Origin of the sequence: Paenibacillus sp. BK720, from assembly GCF_011761545.1 — a bacterium.
Classification (GTDB): Bacteria; Bacillota; Bacilli; order Paenibacillales; family Paenibacillaceae; genus Pristimantibacillus.
This window is the reverse complement of the sequence record NZ_JAASRQ010000004.1, coordinates 492,601-512,476: the sequence shown is the minus strand read 5'-3', so window position 1 is coordinate 512,476 and position 19,876 is coordinate 492,601. Positions and strand designations below refer to the sequence as shown.

Below are 19,876 nucleotides of genomic sequence, written 5' to 3'. Positions count from 1 at the left end.
CCATTTGGGTTTGTTTTTTTTTCACGGGGAATCTACAAGCTTATGCACGGAATTTCAATATATTCCATTAATGGGGGAACGAATTTCGATTAAAGTTTTTTATCGCGTTTTGGTAAAAAAAGGCTGTGTATAAAAGTATCCACATAACCCACTGCGTTAAATCCTCATTTTTCGACTTGTATTCACATCTCATGCACAGCCTGTCCACAAGGTGATGTGTATAATGGGGGCCATTGTTGTAGGGAAAAGGGCATGTTACGATGGGGACAGCTCAGGAAACTTTAGGAAGAAAGGAAGTGTCCAGGTATGGATCTGCTGTCAGACGAGCTGCTGGAAGACACCTACCTTGCCGCTATTCAGTACAAACTGGAAGACGACTTCATCCGAATGCTTCTGCTCGAGATGAAGCGAAGACAGCTTAACAAGGCTGCCGCCTCAAACGCTGTTTAACGAATCCATTTCTACTTCGGTAACGGCAGCCTCAACCGTCCGTTCACAGGACGGGCAGTATACGATATGCATGCAGTTTTTATTATTGGCCGATTGATTCCATGAAGTCATTTCCGTCTCAAGTGGCACGTAAGGTGCATAAGGACCAATCCAGTCTGTCATTCGGCCCCAATCTTCCATCGCTTGGCCACAATTGGAGCAGGCCGCATTCAGCGGCTGCATGCCATTGCATACAGGACAAAACATAAGGGTATCCTCCTTGGCTTGTGCAGATTGCCTGCACTTGAATGAAACGCCAACGTTAGGATACCCTTGTCATTTTTATTTTAGCACAATGAAATTCAAGAACTTAAGTTCGAGTTAGTGCCATGCCGTTCCGCCTTGTGCTACAGCTTCATGTTGCTGCTATGCCCCGGGGATAGCTTCGCGTCCGGATCAATATAGACCTTCGCGTTATTAATGGCGGTAGGGGCTTCTCCGAATCCAACGGCAATCAGCTTCAGCTTGCCCGGATAGGTCGTAATGTCTCCCGCGGCAAAAATGCCGCTGACGCTGGTCTCCATTCTCGTATCCACAACAATGGAGCCGCCTTGAATCTCAATGCCCCATTCGGCAATCGGGCCGAGAGAGGAGACAAAGCCGTAATTGACGATTACCGCATCTACTTCAATCTCGGTTTGATCCTTCGTTTTGACATCCGTCAGCGTTACGCGGCTGATCCTGCCGTCCCCGTGGAGGGAGGTGATCTCTTTAGGAGTCTGCACGTTAACCTTCGAGTTCATCAGATTCTCTACGCTATGCTCATGCGCGCGGAACTTGTCGCGGCGGTGTACAAGCGTAACCGACTCCGCGATGGGCTCCAGCATCAGCGCCCAGTCAACGGCCGAATCGCCGCCGCCCGTGAGCAGTACCTTTTGCCCCTTGAACCGGTTCAGATCCCCGACGAAATAATGAAGGTTGCTCTTCTCGTATTGCACCGCTTCGGGAAGCTCCAGCTTGCGCGGCTCGAATGCGCCAACGCCGGCTGTAATAATAACGGCTTTTGCATAATGTACGGCTTTATTGGTAATGACTTCAAATAAACGTTCGCTCTGTTTGTTCACTTCAACGACTTTTTCTTCTAATAACACTTCCGGCTGAAAAAGACCGATTTGCTCAATTAACCGATCAACAAGCTCTTGGGCTGTAACTTTTGGAAACCCGGCCACGTCATATATGTACTTCTCCGGATAAAGGGCTGCTAGCTGACCGCCAAGCTGAGGCATGCTCTCGATAATTTTAACGGATGCCTGGCGCATTCCGCCATAAAAGGCTGCAAACAGGCCTGCAGGCCCGCCGCCAATAATGATAATATCTGCAAGGTTATTCGGCTGCTCTACGGATGACATGGAAAGCACCTCCAATATATTGATGATCTGCTTCCTATTATATGCCTGCCAATTCCAAGAAGGAAATATTTAATTTGTATGCTGCTCTAAAGTTTTTCGTATATTTTGCTCTTGAAGTTTAAGTAAAAACTATGTAATATTTCTGATGTATTGTATGTATGGCCCCGAATTTGGACAGTCAACAGTAGATAAATAAGACTGAAACGCATGTATTTAAGGCGTACGATCGGAGCGATAAATCGGACCAAAAAATGACACAATTCGCTGGGGTAGAAATATAAATCCAGCACGGATTGTGTAATTTTTCACAAACAAAAAGACACATAAACAAGCTAAGGAATGGATGGGATCATACGATGAGCAACATACCCAAAATTGTCATCTTAGGAGCTGGCTACGGTGGTGTGCTTACTGCGCTGCGGTTGCAAAAGGAGCTTAATTATAACGAGGCTGACGTCACTTTGGTGAATAAGCACGACTATCATTATATTACAACGCATTTGCATATGCCCGCTGCGGGAACGGATAATCCTGAGAATGCGCGCGTCAGCATCTCCAAGCTGATTGACGAATTCAAGATCGACTTCGTGAAATCGACAGTCGTGCAGATTCGTCCGCAGGACAAAAAGGTTATTCTTGAGGATGGAACTCTTTCGTATGATTATCTGGTCATCGGTCTTGGCGGCGAGCCGGAAACCTTTGGCATTCCCGGCCTTGGCGAATATGCAATGAATATTAGAAGCATCAACTCTGTCCGCCTGATCCGCGAGCATATCGAGTATCAATTCGCGCGCTTCAAGCGTGAACCGCACCGTACCGACTACCTGACCTTTATCGTAGGCGGGGCGGGCTTTACCGGCATCGAATTCATTGGCGAGCTGTCCGACCGTATCCCCGAGCTGTGCAAGCAGTTCGATGTCGATCCGGCACTCGTGAAAATGTACAATATTGAAGCGGCGCCAACCGCGCTTCCGGGCTTTGATCCCGAGCTCGTCGAGTACGCGATGGACGTATTGACGAAAAAGGGCGTAACGTTCCGCATCGGAACGGCGATCAAAGAGTGCACGCCGGAAGGCGTCGTAGTTGGCGAAGGCGAAGAAATCAAATCGCAGACGGTTATTTGGACCGGCGGTATCCGCGGCAACCGTCTGATTGAGGATGCAGGCTTTGAAACGATGCGCGGACGCGTGAAAGTGGACGAAAACCTGCGCGCTCCCGGCCATGAGAACATCTACATCGTCGGCGACAACTCCCTCATGTTTAATCCGGAGGGCCGCCCATACCCTCCAACCGCGCAAATCGCCATGCAGCAAGGCGTCGTATGCGCGCATAACCTGATTGCTTCGATCCGCAACCAGCCTTTGAAGGCCTTTGCCTTCAGCAACAAAGGCACGGTAGCGTCGCTGGGCAAAGGCGAAGCGATCGGTATCGCATTCGGCAAAAAGTACAAGGGCCGTACGGCTGCTTGGCTGAAAAAGTTGATCGACCTGCGCTATCTGTTCATTATCGGCGGTATTCCGCTTGTGCTGCGCAAAGGGAAGTTCCTGTAATGCGCCACGCAAGCGTGCAGGTCCGCGGATTATTAACCCGGGATGAGCTCGACCGCTACAATGCGTTGATGGAGGTCGGCTCGTTCCTCGAGTCCCAGCAGCGTTACGATCTGTCGTACACGGTGCAAAAAGAAGTGGATATTCTCATTCTGCCCGCGATCGAGCGGCTGAAAGAGAAAGGCCGCGAGCGCGACCGTGCGACCGAGCTCTATCTCGAGCAAAAACGTCTCGGCCTATTGGACGAGGACGACGAGGATTAATAAAAAGCTTTCGCTCCGGCGACAATGTCATTAAGTTAAGCTAACTTAATGACATTGCGCCTCGGCGAAAGCTTTTTTGTGCCCGGAAGTTCATCCGACCCGCGACTTCGCTATCGATATCAGGGTTTGTTAGAAGTCCCCAAACCGCCATTTTGGAACAAATAGCGTTACGTAAGTTTCGTTTATCCACCCTAAATAACGCCACCGGAATCATCCGGTGGCGTTATCGATCTAAAAAATAGGTTAACGATGCCGTAGCAGCTCAAATGATTCTGGAGAAACGGAGTGCTCGCCTTTGTTCACGGATTCCAACCACCTATCAACCCTTTAATCAAAGAATCCGGGAACAACAGCGATCGGAAGAACATTTGACTGTGTAGGCTCGCTTGAACCTATTACAGCGACAGCATCGACTTAAACTTCTCGTCCGTCAGCAGATTCCCTACGAAGAACTCGCCAAAGTCGCCGTAACGCGCGCTGACTTCGTCAAAGCGCATCTCGTATACGAGCTTTTTGAACTGAAGCGCATCGTCGGCAAACAGCGTAACGCCCCATTCCCAATCATCGAAGCCGACGGAGCCGGTGATGATCTGTTTAACCTTGCCGGCATACTTGCGTCCGATCATGCCGTGGCTGCGCATCATGCCGCGGCGGTCCTCCATGCTCAGCATGTACCAGTTGTCGTTGCCCGAACGGCGTTTGTTCATCGGATAGAAGCAAATATGTCTCGCTTTCGGAAGGGATGGCTTCAAGCGTGCCACAACCTCCGGATTTTGCATCGGGTCGCTGCCAGGCGAATTGACGTAGTTGCTAAGCTCGACAACGCTCACGTACGAATGAGCCGGCTGCGTGAACTCGGCGAACAGCGTTTTGTTAAAAGCGGTTTCGATATCGTTCAGCTCTTCCAGCGTTTCGCGCAGGTGCATAAACACGAAATCGGCCTTTTGGCCAACAATGGAATAAACCGCCGTGCTGCCTTGCTTGTTCTCGTCAACGCTGCTCCATTCCTTCAGGAAGGATTGAAGCTCGTCGAGCGCCTGACTCCGTTCTTTATCGCTTGCAAGTCGCCATGCCGCCCAGTCCATCGAACGGAAATCATGCAGGGCGTACCAGCCTTCTAACGTAATGGCTACTTCACTCATGGGTAAATTCTCCTCTCGTCGCATTGCTTTTAACATTGTATCGTAAATAATTCGGCTAGAGCAAATGGCGGACTTGTGACAAATGGACATCTCCGATTGACTTCCTTATTTCCATTATTTAAACTGAGAAGCGAGACTTTCCATAAGGAGAAGAGGACATGCTTCAATTAATTGTAGCCACCGTGCTGTTCCTGGTCATGATGTTCGGCATCGGCTTTATACTTAACATGCTTCTCAAAACAACCTGGTTTCCTATTTATGTCTTTATCATCGTTTTGCTTCCGCTCGGCATCTGGTACACATGGAATGATTCAGAGTCGTTTGCGAAGAATTTTACGGATTTTACATATGTCGATGTTATTCCGGTTATCGGCGCCTTAGCCGGTGCTTATATCAGCGGATGGGCCATTCGCGCGCTGCGCCGCGGCGGTTACAAAATGTTCTAAATCATCTAACGGCTTTCGTTATTCCGAAGGGGATCGCGGAGCCGTTTTTCAATTCTAAGAAAAGGTTTAGTGTCCCCTTAAGCCGCGCTCCGTCAAGGTTAAGGGGCGCCTATTCCGCCTTGCACCTCATATTTCTAGTTTTGAATTCGTCCCCGGCCCTTCTTTTTATGTTAGAATAATAGAAAGTACCAATGAGATGGAGAGATGCAATTGCGCATCGGTAATCTACTGCAATACACAGAACATCACCGTTACTACATTTTTCGAGATTTTTCGCTAAGCAGCTTGGACTATAAAATGTTGTCGCTTATCTATCAGCCGATGATAGGCGCCTTTGCCATTGCGTTATACCAGCAGCTGTACCATGGCATTGCCGAAGGCACGTCCGGTTATTCCGCCATTGAACCGCAGCGCAAGCTGTTCCTTGGACTTGGACTGGATATGAACGAGCGCGGCAGAAAATATTTAATCGAGCAGGCATCGCGCCTGGAGGCGGTTGGACTGCTGCAGACCTCGCGGATAGGGCTGCCGGATCAGGCAGACGTCATCTACGAATACGAGCTGTCGCAGCCGCTGACGCCCGGGGAGTTTTTCCGCAATCAGCATTTGACGCTGCTGCTAACGGACAAGATCGGCAAGTACGCGGTTATTTCGCTTCGCGAATCGTTTGGGGCGCAAGAACCGGACGAGCTGTCGCAGAAGCAGCTGACCAAAGAAAATATTTCGGTGCCTTTCTATGAGCTGTTCCAGCTGAACACGCAGTCGGTGGATCAGGAGCTCGAGCAGGCTTTAACGGAAGTGGCGCCAACCCGTCAGGCTGCGCCTCGGGCACAGCTTGAGACGGCAGGCATTCCTTACGGGGAGATCATCCTTCGTTTCCCGCGCAATTCGGCGAACCGGAGTTATGTAGAGCGGATGCGCGGCAATTCCGAGCAGCTCGCGCAAGTCAATTATGTCGCTTACAAATACAATCTATCCGTCGCGGATATTTGCCGGCTATTGGATGAAGACGGCATTTTCGCTTCGAATGGCGAGCTGATCGTTGACGAGATTCAGCTGCGCGCGAACCAGCTGTACCGGCAGGATAAGAAGCGCGAAGGCGAACGGCAAAGAACGCTTGCCCGCGTACAGGCAGCAGCCGTTCAACCTAACGAGACGGAGGAAGAGCTCGTCGAGTTTGGGGTTCAGGAAGAGTATTACATGCTTGTGCCAAGCCAATTGGCGGGCAGATGCGACGTGCAGCAATATAATATGCTCATGCGGAATGAACCGCATACGCGGTTTTTGCAGCGGTTTTTCCCCGGAGCCGTACCGGACTGGATCGAAAGATCCTTTGAGCGGATCGATCTGAATTACAAGCTTCCCGCACCGGTAATCAACGTACTTATTCATTACGTGATAGGCATGAACGATGCGCAGCGCGTAACGAAAACATTCGTGGAGGCCGTTGTGTCCAACATGCTGGTGAAGCAGGTGGATACATTCGAGAAGGCTGTTCTTTACGTTAGAGAGCAGACTGAGGTGGAGGCCGACAAGGAACGCCGGAATGCCAGAGCGGCAGCCGGTCTTCCGGGCGTGAGAGGGGCATCGCGCAACAGTCCGCGCGGGGGGACGTCCCGCAAGCCGTCTATTCCGATTGTACAGGATGAAGGAGCGGGCGATACGGCGATTTCGCCGGAGAAGTTGGAGCAAATGCGCAGGCTGGCCAGAAAGCTGGACGGCAAAGGTTAAACCATAAAGCGGGGTGAAAACGGATGGAATCGCTTGGTGAAATGTTAAAAGCATGGCCCGGCGGCAAGGCAATGACCGATCAAGCGGAACAAAAACTAGGAGAGCTTATGGCGGACCCTCTTGTTGAGCGTCTGTTCGTCAAGCACCCTGAGCTGAATGAACGCGCGATTCGGATGAATATGAACCGGGTCTATCAATACGTGAAAGAATTCCGGAATTGTTCGAACTGCCCGGGACTAAACAATTGCCCGAATGACTTTGAAGGCCATTATACATTGCTTTCTTGCGAGACGGTAAATGATCAGGTTCAATTGATTGACCGGAAGGTATCCTGCAAGAAGTTCCTCGCGCGTCGCAGCGAAGAACAGATCAAGAACCGGATCCGCAGCTTCTATGTGGACGAGACCGCGCTGAATAACGGCTATTCGGCCGATGAAATATTGTTCAACGATCCGAAGCGAACGGAGGCAGCCTATCAGATTCTGGCGTATATCGACAAGACGAAGGAAGAGGGGCTGCAGAAGGAAGGGTTGTACCTGGCCGGCAAGTTCGGCACGGGGAAGACGTTCCTCATGTGTTATCTGCTTCATGAGCTTGCGAAGACGGGTTACTCGGGAGCTATCGTCTACATGCCGGAGTTCGTCGAAGATTTGAAATCGATGATGCATGACCAGGCTAAGCTTCGCGAGACGGTAGAGATGATGAAGGAAACCGATCTGCTTATTTTTGACGATATCGGGGCCGAGAATCTGAATCCGTGGGTACGGGACCATGTTCTGGGTTCGATTCTGAATTACCGGATGAACCGGAAGCCTACCTTATATACTTCCAACTATGAGCTGGATGCCTTGGAGAGGCACTTCAGCTTTACCAGTAAGGACGGCGACGAGCAGTATAAAGGGGAACGCCTCATGAACCGGATCAAGCCGTACGTTCAGGTTGTTATGGTCACCGGCGAGAATAAGCGGGGACGCAAATGAGTGATACGAAAAAGAGGCTGCACATTTGTTCAAATGTGCAGCCTCTTTTTATGAACATACTTTAACTATTTACCGCGTTAATAACTTATAGTATACTCTCCTCAGGGGAGGTGAGAGAATGTTACATACTTGGAAAAATAAAGTTCAAGATGTACATCTATGGAAGTCGGAATCGGTGAGCAGAAATTCAGAGTGAGCCATTAATAGACCTTACTAGTAAATTATGTAGGCGATGTAAACAGAATGCAATACTTACGTTCAAAATAATCAGAAAAATTAAAAGATTTGAACAAATGGAAAGGCAGCGATGTCAAACAGACAGCATAGACTCGATTACGTTCAAATTAAAGGAGGAGATAGGATGATTACCCGAAAGAAATCCATGAAGTTTTTGTTCCTATTAAGTATTCTGGCAATCCTAATTGCAGGCTGTTCCAACAAGAATACCAATAACAGCTCCAATTCCCCTTCGCCTTCGGCAACAACGGCCGATGAATCGGCTTCTCCTTCCGCAGAACCTTCAGAGGATCCCAATACGCCTAAAGTAGGCGGTACGTTAACGGTAAGCACATTCTCCGACATTGTGTCGGTAAACCCGATTTTTGTGAATGATACGGCTTCCGGAGATATGCAATATTTGTTATTCGCCCAATTGTACGATCTTGACCGTGACGGTAACCTGGTCGTGCAGCCGTGGTCTCTCGCCGCTGAACTTCCGCAAATTTCGGAGGACAGCAAAACCTATACCGTAAAAATGAAAAATACGGCCAAATGGAGTGACGGTCAACCGATTACCGCAGATGATTTGGTCTTTACTATTAATACGATCATTAATCCAAAAGCCGGCGCGCCAGGCATCAGCACGTTTGACAAGGTTGGCAGCGTCGAGAAAATCGACGACTACACCGTCAAAATTACGCTGAAGCAAGTTTACGCGCCATTCCAATATTCGCTCATGCTTAATCCGGTGCCGAGCCACATCCTCAAGGACGTGAAGCCTGAGGATTTGCAGGCGAATCCGTACGGCAAAGACCCTGCCAAGACGGTTACCAGCGGACCTTGGAAATGGTCGGAGTGGAAAGCGGGCCAATACGTAAGCCTGGAAGCCGATCCGAATTATTGGGGCGAAGTAAAACCTAATATTCAAAAGGTCGTTTACAAAATTTACGCCGACCAAAATACGGAGGTTCAAGCGCTGATCAAAGGCGATGTGGATACAACGCTGGCCATTCCGATCACGCAGCTTGAGGCGGTTGAGAAAAACGACAAAATCAATGTCATTAAAGGATCTACCTCGACCTACGAATATATCAGCTTTAACTTTGACGCGAACAACTTCCCGGATAAATTCATTCCGTTCTCTTCGCAGAAGAGCCGTCAAGCCATTGCTTACGCGCTGAACCGCCAAGGCATGGTTGATAACGTTCTGAAAGGCACCGGGGCGCTGATGAACGCGCCATTCCTCCCAGGCTCCTGGTCGGATCCCGGCGACAAAGCCGTAAACTACAATTACGATGCCGAGAAGGCAAAAGCGCTGCTGGCCGATGACGGTTGGGTAGCCGGCAAAGACGGCATTCTGGAGAAAGACGGCCACCGTTTCTCCTTCGAGCTGCAATATAACGCGGGTAACAGCCGCCGCGAGGCGGTTGCTCAAATTATTCAACAGAACTTGAAGGACGTAGGCATTGAAGTAAAACCGACGGCTATTGATTTCGCAACCTGGATTGACCAGAATATTACGCCAGGCAAATACCCTGCCATTCTTCTAGGCTGGTCGCTTAGCAATCCGGATCCGGACGGCGAGAGCATTTTCTCGTCCAAATACTTCCCGCCAGCAGGACAAAACAGCGGCTGGTACAAAAACGATAAACTCGACAAGCTGTGGGTAGATGGCTACTCCGTTGTCGATCAAGCCAAACGGAAAGAAATTTACAATCAAATTGCGACTGAGATTTCGACGGATCTGCCATACGTATTCCTGTATCAATACGGTAACCCTCAAGGCATCGGACCTAAAGTGAAATACGCGGAAGAGGATGCGCCTGTACCAACGCAGCAAACCGGATACTTCTACCACATGATCAAATGGTGGCTGGCCGAATAAACGGCTTAATCAATCGTTTGCAGAAGAAGAGGGCTAGGCCCTCTTCTTCCTTGTAAACCATGTTGTTTAGGATTCCGCAAAAGACGCGGCAATTCTTAGGTTTATGCTTACGAAGTAGAATTGTCACTAGAGCAGTGGCAATTCTTAGGTTTATGCTTACGAAGTAGAATTGCCACAAGAGCAGTGGCAATTCTTTTAGGAGGATGGGCAAATGACCGAGTTTATTATTCGCCGAACACTTCAGTCCGTCTTGGTGCTATTCCTGATTACGCTCGTGACATTCGGGCTTATCCATGCCGCTCCGGGAGGACCGTTTCAAATCATGCTGGCGCCAGGCTTATCGCCGGAAGCCATGGAAATACAGGCACATAATATGGGTCTTGATAAGCCTCTTCCCATGCAATATTTAAGTTGGTTAGGCAATTTGCTGCAGGGCGACTTGGGTTATACCTTCAAGAATCATGTGCCGATTGGCGAGATTATTTGGCCAACCGTTAAAAACACGTTTATTCTGATGAGTGTCGCTTGGCTGCTGACGCTGATCATTGCTATTCCATGGGGGATCTACAACAGCACGAAGGAGTACAGCCTCTCCGATCAAACGGCTTCCTTTATTTCGTATATTGGATTTGCGATGCCGACCTTTTGGTTCGGGATCATTCTTCAGCAGATCTTCTCGATAAAGCTGGACCTTCTGCCGCTGGCCGATATGTATTCCATGGATAAAGAAGGTCAATTTGGCGACTTGATGCTGCATCTTGTTTTGCCGGTGACTGTTCTTACTCTCGGTTTTCTGGCTGCTTACGTGAAATATTCGCGTTCCAGCATGATGGAAGTGCTTAACCAGGATTATATCCGTACGGCACGGGCAAAAGGAGTGCAGGAAGGGAAAGTCATCTACAAACATGCTCTGCGCAATGCGCTTATTCCGATTATTACGATTATTGCGCTTGACCTGCCGCTGCTCGTTGCCGGCGCAGCTATAACCGAGAGTGTCTTCAATTGGCCGGGAATGGGCCGTTTATTCGTTCAGATGGCGGTTGCGCGCGAATACTCCGTTCTTATGGCAATAACTCTTTTGACGGCTGTTATTGTCATTTTCGGTAATTTGCTCGCCGACTTGTTGTATGCCGTCGTTGATCCGCGCGTGCAGCTTGGCAAGAGAGGGGGAAGGTCGGCATGAGCGAAGCCAATATGCAAACCTCCGCGGTTATCCCGCCTGTTGAAGTAAAGGCGATTAAGCCGCTTAAGCGTCCTCCCGGGCCTTGGCGTACGGCCTGGTCCAAATTCAGACGCAATCCTTATGCGATAACCGGTCTGGTTGTCCTTCTGGTTTTTATATTGGGAGGAGCGTTCGCGCCTTGGCTTACGAAATACGATCCGGCAAAAATCGATATGATGTTTGTTAACGTAAAAGCGGGTACGGACGGACATTTGCTAGGTACTGACGAGCTCGGCCGGGACATCTTCGCGAGATTGCTCTATAGCGCCCGGATTTCTTTGATGGTGGGATTTTCGGTAGCTGCCGGATCTGTCATTATCGGGGCCGTCATTGGATCTATATCCGGTTTTTTCGGCGGATTTATCGATACCTGCTTTATGCGGCTTGTAGACGTGATGAATTCGATTCCGTTATTGTTCCTTAATATTCTGGTGCTTGCGATCTTTGGCACGGAATTCCGTTACATGATTATCGTTCTGATTCTAACCAGCTGGATGAGCGTGGCGCGGCTTGTACGAGGAATGTTCCTGCAGCTTCGGGAGATGCAGTACGTAGAAGCGGCAAGGGCCATCGGGGTTTCGAATCTCGGCATTATTTTCAAACATTTGCTCCGCAACGCCAGCTTTCCGATTATCGTAAACGCAACCTTAATGGTGGGGTCAGCGATTTTGAGCGAATCCGCATTGTCCTATCTCGGCTTAGGCATTCAAGCGCCAAAAACAAGCTGGGGGCTGATGCTGAGCAACGCGCAGGAATTTATGCTTGTTGATCCGCTTCAGGCCGTTTACCCCGGCGTTTGCATTCTTCTAGTTGTGCTTGCCGTGAATTTTATAGGTGACGGCATTCAGGACTCTTTAAATCCCCGGCAGAAAATGTCCGAGAGGAGGATCGACAGATGGCGGAAAAGCTTCTTGAAATCGAAAATTTAACGGCCGGATTTCTGACGGTGGGCGGTACGGTTAAAGCAACCGAGAATCTGTCGATCTCCATAGAAAAAGGGAAAACCGTATGTCTGGTTGGAGAGTCGGGCAGCGGCAAAAGCGTCACTTCATTGGCCGTCATGCGGCTGATTGATTATAATGGCGGCGCGATATTGGAAGGCAGCATTAAATTCCAAGGTGAGGATCTGGCGAAAAAGAGTCAGGACGAAATGATCCGGATCCGGGGCAACAAAATCGCAATGATCTTCCAGGACCCGATGTCCTCTCTCAATCCGGTCTATACCGTAGGAGACCAGATCGCCGAGAGCATTATGCTTCACCGGAAAAAAGGGAAGAAGGAAGCCCGTAAAATGGCGGTTGACATGCTGCGATTGGTTGGCATCCCGGCTCCCGAAATTCGGGTGAAGCAATATCCGCATGAGCTGTCCGGCGGGATGTGCCAGCGGGTTGTAATCGCGATAGCCCTAGCGTGCGATCCCAGCCTGCTTATCGCAGACGAGCCAACCACGGCTCTGGACGTTACGGTTCAAGCTCAAATTCTCGACCTGCTCCGCAGCCTGCAAAAGGAGCTTGGCATGTCGATTCTGCTTATTACGCATGACATGGGCGTTGCCGCCGAGATGGCAGACCGCATAGCGGTTATGTACGCCGGCATTATCGTGGAGGAGGGCAGCGCAAACGAAATATTCGCGCGTCCAAGCCACCCTTATACGGAAGGCCTTCTCAATTCAGTGCCGGGCCTCGAAGGCGCGCGCGGTGAAGAATTATATACGATCCGGGGCAATATCCCCGGGTTAAGCCAGCTCCCCGAGGGCTGCCGCTTCCATCCGCGCTGCCCGTATGCGAAGGAGATTTGCAGGGAGAAGGCGCCGCCGGCTATGGCCGTAACCGAAGATCATTACGCTTCCTGCTGGATGTACATGGAGGAAGGCGGAGCAGCTGTTTGGAAAAATGAATCGAACCCCGAGGTGAGCCGATGAACGCGGAATATGTACTGGAGCTGCGCGGAGTCAAAAAATATTTTCCGATTCGGTCGGGTCTTCTTAACCGGGTAGTCGGCCAGGTCAAAGCGGTGGATGATGTGACGCTGTCCATCCGCAAAGGCGAGACGTTTGGGCTCGTTGGCGAGTCGGGTTGCGGCAAATCGACGCTTGGCCGGGTTGTGCTTAATCTTCATAAGGCGACGGAAGGCGAAGTTAACTTCAATGGAACGGATGTCCAGAAGCTGGCGGGTTCGGAGCTGCGCCGATTGCGCAAGCAGATGCAGATTATTTTCCAGGATCCGTTCGGATCGCTGAATCCGCGGTTTCTGGTAAAGGATATTATAGGAGAGCCGCTGCGGCTGCACGAGAGGATGACGGAACGCGAGATCGACAGTCGTGTCGTCGAGCTGATGGAGCTAGTTGGCTTGGATGCTACGCGCCGCAACCGGTATCCGAACGAGTTCTCCGGCGGCCAGCGGCAGCGGATCGGCATTGCTAGGGCTATCGCGCTGAATCCCGAGTTTATTGTCGCGGACGAAGCGGTATCCGCCCTCGACGTATCGGTGCAGTCGCAGGTTATTAACCTGCTGATGAAGCTGCAGCGGGAGCTTGGATTAACCTTTCTTTTTATTGCCCATGGTCTTAACGTGGTGAGGCATATCTCCGACCGGGTAGGCGTTATGTATCTGGGGAAAATCGTCGAGATCGCGCCAACGGAAGAACTGTTCGCCAAGCCGCTCCATCCGTATACGGCAGCTCTTTTATCGGCTATTCCAAGACCGGACCCGACGCGGAAGCGGGAGAGAATCGTACTGCAGGGCGATGTGCCGTCGCCGGCTAATCCGCCGTCCGGCTGCCGTTTCCATCCGCGCTGCCCGGCTGCGCAAGCCAAATGCAGCGTTGAAGAACCGCTGCTCAAGGAGCGGGAGGATGGAAGGCAAATCGCCTGCCATTTTCCGCTGGATGCGGCTTCAATTCAATAACGCAGCACAAAGCCGGGCTTTCAGCCCGGCTTTGTTGCGTCTTCGTTTATAAGTTTGCCTTATATAGTCAATAAATAATTTCCAATTTTCTATTGACAGATGATTGGGCGGACTGGTAATATTCATCCATAACCAACTAAACAGGTAGGAATAATATTATCTACCCGGACCACCGGATGCTAACCATTATTCGTCTGTCAATAAAAATAGGGGTGTGTTGACAATGAAGAGATTAGCTATTATCCGATCGTTTGTACTTATTCTTACTTTTACGCTGGCGCTCGCAGCATGCGGCAATAACTCCAACTCCAATTCAAATTCCTCGAACAGTGGAAATAAAGAAACTCCTGCAGCCTCCAATGCGGGCACTGCATCGGAAGCTCCAACCGAAAAGCCCAAAGATGTTGAACTTTTGAACGTATCATACGATCCAACCCGTGAGCTCTACGTTAAATACAACGAAGCATTCTCGAAATATTGGCTGGACAAAACAGGCCAAAAGGTTACCGTTAAGCAATCCCATGGCGGTTCCGGAGCTCAAGCCCGCGCTGTAATTGACGGTCTGGATGCCGATGTTGTAACGCTGGCGCTTGGTTACGATATCGACGCTCTTGTCGCTCCGGGCCTTATCAATCAAGACTGGCAAACCAAATTTGAACATAACAGCGCGCCATATACATCCACAATCGTATTCCTTGTGCGCAAAGGCAATCCAAAAGGCATTAACGACTGGGGCGATCTGATCAAGGATGGCGTGCAAGTCATTACGCCAAATCCGAAAACATCAGGCGGTGCGCGCTGGAACTACCTCGCGGCTTGGGGTTACGCGCTCAAACAGAACAATAACGACGAAGCAAAAGCGCAAGAGTTCGTGCAGCAATTGTATAAACATGTTCCCGTACTTGACTCCGGTGCACGCGGCGCTACAACTACGTTCGTAGAGAAAGGCATTGGCGACGTGCTGCTTGCTTGGGAGAATGAAGCCTACCTGTCCGTGAAAGAGCTTGGTCCGGATAAGTTCGACATCGTATATCCTTCGCTCAGCATTAAAGCGGAGCCTCCTGTTGCAGTCGTTGACAAAGTGGTAGACAAACGCGGCACGCGAGATGTAGCTACAGCTTACCTGCAATACCTGTATTCCGATGAAGGCCAAGAAATTGCGGCGCAAAATTACTACCGTCCAATCAACGAAACGATTGCAGCGAAATACAAAGACCAATTCAAAGACCTTGAACTGATTACCATCGATGACTTCGGCGGCTGGAAAACCGCTCAAGAGAAACACTTTAACGACGGCGGCATCTTCGATAAGATTTACACGCCAGGCTCGAAATAATGAGGGTGACCATAGATGAACGGAGCTGACTTCACATGAAAGGTTCCAAAAGGAAGTCCAAAAACGTATTGCCGGGCTTTGGCTTGTCGATGGGCTTCACAATCGCTTACCTCAGCTTGATCGTTCTTATCCCTCTCGCCGGTGTGTTTGTGAAAACAACCGGCCTGAGCTGGAACGAATTCTGGGCGATTATTACGAATCCAAGGGTAATCGCTTCCTACCGGATCAGCTTTACCACATCTTTTTTCGCCGCGCTAACGAATCTCGTATTCGGGCTGCTGGTCGCCTGGGTGCTTGTCCGGTACCGCTTCCCGGGCAAAAAAATTATCGACAGCCTCGTCGATTTGCCGTTCGCTCTACCGACGGCGGTTGCCGGTATTGCGCTGACCGCAATCTACGCACCAAATGGCTGGGTAGGCTCGATTCTCGCGCCGCTGGGGCTGAAGGTTGCTTATACGCAGCTTGGCATTACGATTGCACTCATTTTTATCGGAATTCCTTTTGTTGTCCGCACGGTACAGCCTGTCCTGCAGGACTTCGAGAAAGAAACCGAGGAAGCGGCGGTTATGCTTGGCGCCTACCGGCTGCGGACATTCTGGAAGGTTATTTTGCCGGAGCTGATGCCGGCGCTCTTAACCGGGTTCGCGCTTGCATTCGCACGGGGGATCGGGGAATATGGCTCTGTCGTGTTCATCTCGGGCAACATGCCGATGAGAACGGAAATCGCTCCTCTCCTCATTATGACGAAGCTGGAACAATTCGATTATAAAGGGGCAACGGCGATTACGCTGGTCATGCTTATTGTCTCGTTCCTGCTTCTGCTGCTTATCAACTTCATGCAATGGCGGATTAATCGCCGCACGATAGCGGATTAGGGGAGGGATTATCATGGCTGGAGCAGTTACCGCGCACTTGTCGCAGGAAGCGTCGAAGAGACCGAGGCATATTACCGAATCGGCTGGCGTAAAATGGACTTTAATCAGCATCGCCGTGTTATTTCTGGGGCTGGCCGTTGCGATGCCTCTTGTCTCGGTATTTATCGAAGCCTTCAAGAAGGGCTTTGATGTATACAAAGCGGCAATCACCGATCCGGATGCCTTATCCGCTTTGCGATTAACCTTGCTAGTAGCGCTAATTGCCGTACCGCTAAACGCGGTGTTCGGTATAGCGGCGGCATGGGCAATCAGCAAGTTCCGCTTTCGGGGGAAAAATTTTCTTATCACTTTAATCGATTTGCCGTTTGCCGTCTCGCCGGTTATTTCCGGACTTATCTATATTTTAATGTTTGGCGCGCAGGGCTTTTTTGGCCCTTGGCTTGACGAGCATGATATTAAGATCGTTTTTGCGCTTCCGGGTATCGTATTGGCCACCATCTTCGTTACCGTTCCGTTTGTAGCCCGCGAGTTAATTCCGCTGATGCAGGCGCAAGGCGTGCCGGAAGAGGAAGCCGCAGCTAGTCTTGGGGCAAAAGGCTGGCAGATTTTCTGGCGCATCACGCTTCCGAATATCAAATGGGGCCTGCTGTATGGCGTGATTCTATCCAACGCCCGAGCGATGGGGGAGTTTGGCGCCGTATCCGTCGTATCCGGCCATATTCGTGGGGAGACAAATACGCTTCCGCTGCATATCGAAATTTTGTATAACGAATATCAGTTCTCGGCTTCCTTTGCCGTAGCATCCCTGCTTGTGATGCTGGCCGTCCTGACTCTGCTGGTGAAGGCTTTGTTCGAATGGAAAACGAATCAAAACGAATCGCGCGAACAAGCCGAGTAAATTTTTTTTGAAACTAATGCCGAGTAAATCGGTTGATTATGGAGGGGTTAATAATGGCAAAACCGTTGGAAGTAGATCAGTTGTGGTTGGACCGTATCCTTGAGCAAGTTAATGGGCTGCAGTATGGTTCTGTCAATATTACCGTACATGATGGACGTATTGTTCAAATCGACCGTACTGAACGCACACGTTACGATCAGCCTTCCCACAAGCAGGCGCAGCCGGAGCAAAAGGCTGCTAACGGCGATAATCTTCGTGCCGTCGCTCAATAAGAATAAAGCGAAAAAAGCTCCGTACCGGATATCCGGTACGGAGCTTTTCTTGTTTGTGGTTACGAGATGATGAATTTAATGATGACGGCTGCAGCGAAAAAGACGGTCATAAAGCCGAGCATTCCGCCAAAGCCGTTCATAACGTCCATCAAGTCGTGGCGCGGTTCTTCGTTCACATGTTCGCGCGGATCACGTACATTTTCCATTTGTGGATTACGCCTCCCTTGAAGACCATTCAAGCTTCTAATAGTATACCCAACTTTACGAATAATTGTAAAGCAATTCATTGACAATTATTAAGCGAAACATGCGTTCGATATGCTAAAATAAAGGAATAGATAAACAGCGCTAAGCCGGTGTTTTGGAAGTAAGAATCACCACAATGGCCAAGGTTGGGCCATTTGTGTGGTGATTCTTTTTAGGAGGGAGAAAATGGATCAACAAAACAACACAGCCGCCAGCAGGGCAGAAGCCGAAGAGCTCATCCGCAACAAATTAGCGCTGCTTCCAGACCAGCCCGGCTGTTATTTAATGAAGAACGGGGAAGGCACGATTATATATGTAGGCAAAGCGAAAGTGCTGAAAAACCGCGTCCGTTCCTACTTTAACGGCAGCCACAACGGGAAGACGCAGCGGCTCGTATCGGAAATCCGGGACTTTGACTATATTATTACCTCGAGCAATATGGAAGCACTCATTCTCGAATGCAATCTGATCAAGCAATATCATCCAAGGTATAACGTCCTTCTGAAGGACGACAAAACTTTTCCATATATTAAAATCACGAATGAAAAACATCCGCGTCTAGAGGTTACGCGGCGCGTCGTCAAGGACAAAGGCAAATATTTCGGGCCTTATCCGAATGCCTACGCGGCTCAGCAGACCAAGAAGCTGCTGGACCGGCTTTATCCGCTGCGCAAATGCGGGACGCTGCCCGATAAAGTCTGCTTGTATTATCATATCGGCCAATGTATTGCTCCTTGCGAATACGAGGTGGAGCAGGGCCAGTACGACGCAATGATCCAGGAGATCACCAAATTTCTTAACGGCGGCCATGATGCGGTAAAAGCGGAAATTCAGCGTAAGATGGAGGCGGCGGCCGAAGAGCTAAATTTCGAACGTGCCAAGGAATATCGCGATCAGATCATCAGCATCGACGCTGTTATCGAGAAGCAGAAGATTACGATGAACGATGCCCTTGATCGCGATATCTTTGGTTACGCGGTAGAGAAGGGCTGGATGTGCGTACAGATTCTGTACATGCGCCAAGGGAAAATGATTGAACGGCGCGGCACAACGTTTCCTTATTATGGGGATGAGTACGATGATTTTATGACGTTCGTGACCCAATATTACAGCGATAATCCGGCATTGCCGAAGCAGATCTTGCTTCCGCTCCCGGCAGAAGAGGAAGAAGGGGCGGCGGAATCGTCCACGGCCGCGGATGAGTTTGCTGCTATGCTGCATAACTGGCTGAAGGTGAAGGTGCTGATGCCGCAGCGCGGACGGAAAAGCGAAGCCGTATCCATGGCGATCGATAACGCCAAGATTGCGCTTGCCGATAAATTCCGCCTGATCGAGCGGGATGAAGAGAGAAGCATCCGCGCTTCGGAAGGATTAGCCGAATGGCTGGGACTCCCGGAGGTCCGGCGTATCGAGGCTTTTGATAACTCGAATATTCAAGGTACCAATCCGGTCTCGGCAATGGTTGTTTTTACGGATGGCAAGCCCGACAGGAAGGAATACCGCAAGTACAAGGTCAAGACCGTTGTTGGAGCCGATGATTACGAGACCATGCGCGAGGTTGTGCGGCGCCGTTATGAAAGAATGCTGAAGGAGCGGCAGACCCCTCCGGATCTCATCGTAGTCGACGGGGGCAAGGGGCAAATTTCCGCAGCACTTGATATTCTCCAAAACGAGCTTGGATTGTATATTCCGGTTTGCGGACTCGTAAAGGATGCGAAGCATAAGACGGCCCAATTGATGACCGGCGACCCGCCGGAAGTGGTGCCGCTGCCGCGCGACAGCCAGGAATTTTATTTGCTGCAGCGGATTCAGGATGAAGTCCACCGGTTTGCGATCTCCTTCCACCGCGAACAGCGCGGCAAGTCAATGATCGCTTCCCAGCTGGATGCGATTCCGGGGATCGGGGAGAAGCGCCGCAAGCTGCTGCTCAAGCATTTTGGCTCGATCAAGAAGATTAAGGAAGCTTCCATCGAAGAATTTAAGCCTCTTTCGATTGGCGAGAAGCTGGCTTCGCAAATTTTAGCTGCTTTAAACGAAGAGGTAAAAGAAAAAGAAACGGAATGAATTTT

At 50.2% G+C, this 19,876-nt stretch carries 20 protein-coding genes; 16 read left to right on the top strand and 4 right to left on the bottom strand.

All coding sequences use genetic code 11. From position 1 onward, the window contains the following. The first annotated feature begins 306 nt into the window (after positions 1-306). Positions 307-450, top strand: coding sequence for a sporulation histidine kinase inhibitor Sda (gene sda, locus FHT67_RS17800; RefSeq protein WP_132307876.1), 144 nt, complete (start codon positions 307-309; stop codon positions 448-450). Here sda and FHT67_RS17795 read toward each other — a convergent pair. Both FHT67_RS17795 and FHT67_RS17790 read right to left on the bottom strand, forming a co-directional pair. Further along, entirely contained in the window at positions 436-696 is a 261-nt protein-coding gene (locus tag FHT67_RS17795; RefSeq protein ID WP_167200373.1) for a hypothetical protein, read from the bottom strand. The two genes, sda and FHT67_RS17795, sit on opposite strands and share 15 nt — an antisense overlap. A gap of 140 nt (positions 697-836) precedes the next feature. Then, positions 837-1,838 (bottom strand): NAD(P)/FAD-dependent oxidoreductase, encoded by a 1,002-nt coding sequence (locus FHT67_RS17790; RefSeq protein WP_167200370.1) that lies wholly within the window; start codon positions 1,836-1,838, stop codon positions 837-839. 356 nt (positions 1,839-2,194) lie between these two features. On the opposite strand from FHT67_RS17790, the gene FHT67_RS17785 reads away from it, so the two are divergent. Both FHT67_RS17785 and FHT67_RS17780 read left to right on the top strand, forming a co-directional pair. Further along, positions 2,195-3,388, top strand: coding sequence for an NAD(P)/FAD-dependent oxidoreductase (locus FHT67_RS17785; RefSeq protein ID WP_167200367.1), 1,194 nt, complete (start codon positions 2,195-2,197; stop codon positions 3,386-3,388). Then, positions 3,388-3,648, top strand: coding sequence for a hypothetical protein (locus FHT67_RS17780; RefSeq protein ID WP_132307868.1), 261 nt, complete (start codon positions 3,388-3,390; stop codon positions 3,646-3,648). The genes FHT67_RS17785 and FHT67_RS17780 overlap by 1 nt, the downstream gene beginning before the upstream one ends. A 395-nt stretch (positions 3,649-4,043) precedes the next feature. Here the strand turns inward: FHT67_RS17780 and hemQ are convergent, their stop codons facing one another. Beyond that, positions 4,044-4,790, bottom strand: coding sequence for a hydrogen peroxide-dependent heme synthase (gene hemQ / locus FHT67_RS17775; RefSeq protein ID WP_132307866.1), 747 nt, complete (start codon positions 4,788-4,790; stop codon positions 4,044-4,046). 158 nt (positions 4,791-4,948) lie between these two features. Between hemQ and FHT67_RS17770 the strand changes: the two genes are divergently transcribed. From FHT67_RS17770 to FHT67_RS17715, 12 genes are all read left to right on the top strand, one after another. After that, on the top strand, positions 4,949-5,236 hold the full coding sequence (locus FHT67_RS17770; RefSeq protein ID WP_132307864.1) for a YuiB family protein: 288 nt from the start codon (positions 4,949-4,951) through the stop codon (positions 5,234-5,236). A 210-nt stretch (positions 5,237-5,446) separates the two neighbouring features. Further along, positions 5,447-6,967 carry a replication initiation and membrane attachment family protein gene (locus FHT67_RS17765; RefSeq protein ID WP_167200364.1) on the top strand — a complete coding sequence of 507 codons (1,521 nt, stop codon included), beginning with the start codon at positions 5,447-5,449 and terminating at the stop codon, positions 6,965-6,967. Between the two features lie 23 nt (positions 6,968-6,990). After that, positions 6,991-7,947, top strand: a complete 957-nt coding sequence (gene dnaI, locus FHT67_RS17760) for a primosomal protein DnaI (protein WP_167200361.1) — start codon at positions 6,991-6,993, stop codon at positions 7,945-7,947. A 361-nt stretch (positions 7,948-8,308) separates the two neighbouring features. Further along, positions 8,309-10,051, top strand: coding sequence for an ABC transporter substrate-binding protein (locus tag FHT67_RS17755; protein ID WP_132307858.1), 1,743 nt, complete (start codon positions 8,309-8,311; stop codon positions 10,049-10,051). Between the two features lie 211 nt (positions 10,052-10,262). After that, a complete protein-coding gene (locus FHT67_RS17750; protein ID WP_132307856.1) occupies positions 10,263-11,234 on the top strand; it encodes an ABC transporter permease in 972 nt (323 codons plus the stop codon). Further along, positions 11,231-12,202 (top strand): ABC transporter permease, encoded by a 972-nt coding sequence (locus FHT67_RS17745; protein ID WP_132307854.1) that lies wholly within the window; start codon positions 11,231-11,233, stop codon positions 12,200-12,202. The genes FHT67_RS17750 and FHT67_RS17745 overlap by 4 nt, the downstream gene beginning before the upstream one ends. Then, positions 12,169-13,194, top strand: coding sequence for an ABC transporter ATP-binding protein (locus FHT67_RS17740; protein ID WP_167200358.1), 1,026 nt, complete (start codon positions 12,169-12,171; stop codon positions 13,192-13,194). The genes FHT67_RS17745 and FHT67_RS17740 overlap by 34 nt, the downstream gene beginning before the upstream one ends. Beyond that, the gene (locus FHT67_RS17735) at positions 13,191-14,180 is read left to right on the top strand and encodes an ABC transporter ATP-binding protein (RefSeq protein ID WP_167200355.1); all 990 of its coding nucleotides are present in this window, start codon (positions 13,191-13,193) and stop codon (positions 14,178-14,180) included. The genes FHT67_RS17740 and FHT67_RS17735 overlap by 4 nt, the downstream gene beginning before the upstream one ends. A gap of 223 nt (positions 14,181-14,403) precedes the next feature. After that, positions 14,404-15,516, top strand: coding sequence for a sulfate ABC transporter substrate-binding protein (locus FHT67_RS17730; RefSeq protein WP_132307848.1), 1,113 nt, complete (start codon positions 14,404-14,406; stop codon positions 15,514-15,516). A 35-nt stretch (positions 15,517-15,551) separates the two neighbouring features. Beyond that, positions 15,552-16,391, top strand: coding sequence for a sulfate ABC transporter permease subunit CysT (gene cysT, locus FHT67_RS17725; protein ID WP_167200352.1), 840 nt, complete (start codon positions 15,552-15,554; stop codon positions 16,389-16,391). A gap of 13 nt (positions 16,392-16,404) precedes the next feature. Then, on the top strand, positions 16,405-17,289 hold the full coding sequence (cysW, locus tag FHT67_RS17720) for a sulfate ABC transporter permease subunit CysW (protein WP_167200349.1): 885 nt from the start codon (positions 16,405-16,407) through the stop codon (positions 17,287-17,289). A gap of 53 nt (positions 17,290-17,342) precedes the next feature. Next, positions 17,343-17,561, top strand: coding sequence for a YezD family protein (locus tag FHT67_RS17715; RefSeq protein ID WP_127493128.1), 219 nt, complete (start codon positions 17,343-17,345; stop codon positions 17,559-17,561). 59 nt (positions 17,562-17,620) lie between these two features. Here the strand turns inward: FHT67_RS17715 and FHT67_RS17710 are convergent, their stop codons facing one another. Continuing rightward, positions 17,621-17,767, bottom strand: a complete 147-nt coding sequence (locus FHT67_RS17710) for a YqzM family protein (protein ID WP_132307844.1) — start codon at positions 17,765-17,767, stop codon at positions 17,621-17,623. Between the two features lie 226 nt (positions 17,768-17,993). On the opposite strand from FHT67_RS17710, the gene uvrC reads away from it, so the two are divergent. Continuing rightward, complete coding sequence (uvrC, locus tag FHT67_RS17705; RefSeq protein ID WP_167200346.1) at positions 17,994-19,871, top strand: excinuclease ABC subunit UvrC; 1,878 nt, start codon at positions 17,994-17,996, stop codon at positions 19,869-19,871. The last annotated feature ends 5 nt before the right edge of the window (positions 19,872-19,876 follow it).

Coding starts and splice junctions, on each gene's coding strand:
- FHT67_RS17780 (WP_132307868.1), top strand. CDS start 3,388: ATGCGCCACGCAAGCGTGCAGGTCCGCGGATTATTAACCCGGGATGAG.
- FHT67_RS17785 (WP_167200367.1), top strand. CDS start 2,195: ATGAGCAACATACCCAAAATTGTCATCTTAGGAGCTGGCTACGGTGGT.
- dnaI (WP_167200361.1), top strand. CDS start 6,991: ATGGAATCGCTTGGTGAAATGTTAAAAGCATGGCCCGGCGGCAAGGCA.
- FHT67_RS17770 (WP_132307864.1), top strand. CDS start 4,949: ATGCTTCAATTAATTGTAGCCACCGTGCTGTTCCTGGTCATGATGTTC.
- FHT67_RS17750 (WP_132307856.1), top strand. CDS start 10,263: ATGACCGAGTTTATTATTCGCCGAACACTTCAGTCCGTCTTGGTGCTA.
- cysW (WP_167200349.1), top strand. CDS start 16,405: ATGGCTGGAGCAGTTACCGCGCACTTGTCGCAGGAAGCGTCGAAGAGA.
- hemQ (WP_132307866.1), bottom strand. CDS start 4,790: ATGAGTGAAGTAGCCATTACGTTAGAAGGCTGGTACGCCCTGCATGAT.
- FHT67_RS17755 (WP_132307858.1), top strand. CDS start 8,309: ATGATTACCCGAAAGAAATCCATGAAGTTTTTGTTCCTATTAAGTATT.
- FHT67_RS17745 (WP_132307854.1), top strand. CDS start 11,231: ATGAGCGAAGCCAATATGCAAACCTCCGCGGTTATCCCGCCTGTTGAA.
- uvrC (WP_167200346.1), top strand. CDS start 17,994: ATGGATCAACAAAACAACACAGCCGCCAGCAGGGCAGAAGCCGAAGAG.
- FHT67_RS17730 (WP_132307848.1), top strand. CDS start 14,404: ATGAAGAGATTAGCTATTATCCGATCGTTTGTACTTATTCTTACTTTT.
- FHT67_RS17740 (WP_167200358.1), top strand. CDS start 12,169: ATGGCGGAAAAGCTTCTTGAAATCGAAAATTTAACGGCCGGATTTCTG.
- FHT67_RS17735 (WP_167200355.1), top strand. CDS start 13,191: ATGAACGCGGAATATGTACTGGAGCTGCGCGGAGTCAAAAAATATTTT.
- FHT67_RS17710 (WP_132307844.1), bottom strand. CDS start 17,767: ATGGAAAATGTACGTGATCCGCGCGAACATGTGAACGAAGAACCGCGC.
- FHT67_RS17795 (WP_167200373.1), bottom strand. CDS start 696: ATGTTTTGTCCTGTATGCAATGGCATGCAGCCGCTGAATGCGGCCTGC.
- sda (WP_132307876.1), top strand. CDS start 307: ATGGATCTGCTGTCAGACGAGCTGCTGGAAGACACCTACCTTGCCGCT.
- cysT (WP_167200352.1), top strand. CDS start 15,552: ATGAAAGGTTCCAAAAGGAAGTCCAAAAACGTATTGCCGGGCTTTGGC.
- FHT67_RS17715 (WP_127493128.1), top strand. CDS start 17,343: ATGGCAAAACCGTTGGAAGTAGATCAGTTGTGGTTGGACCGTATCCTT.
- FHT67_RS17790 (WP_167200370.1), bottom strand. CDS start 1,838: ATGTCATCCGTAGAGCAGCCGAATAACCTTGCAGATATTATCATTATT.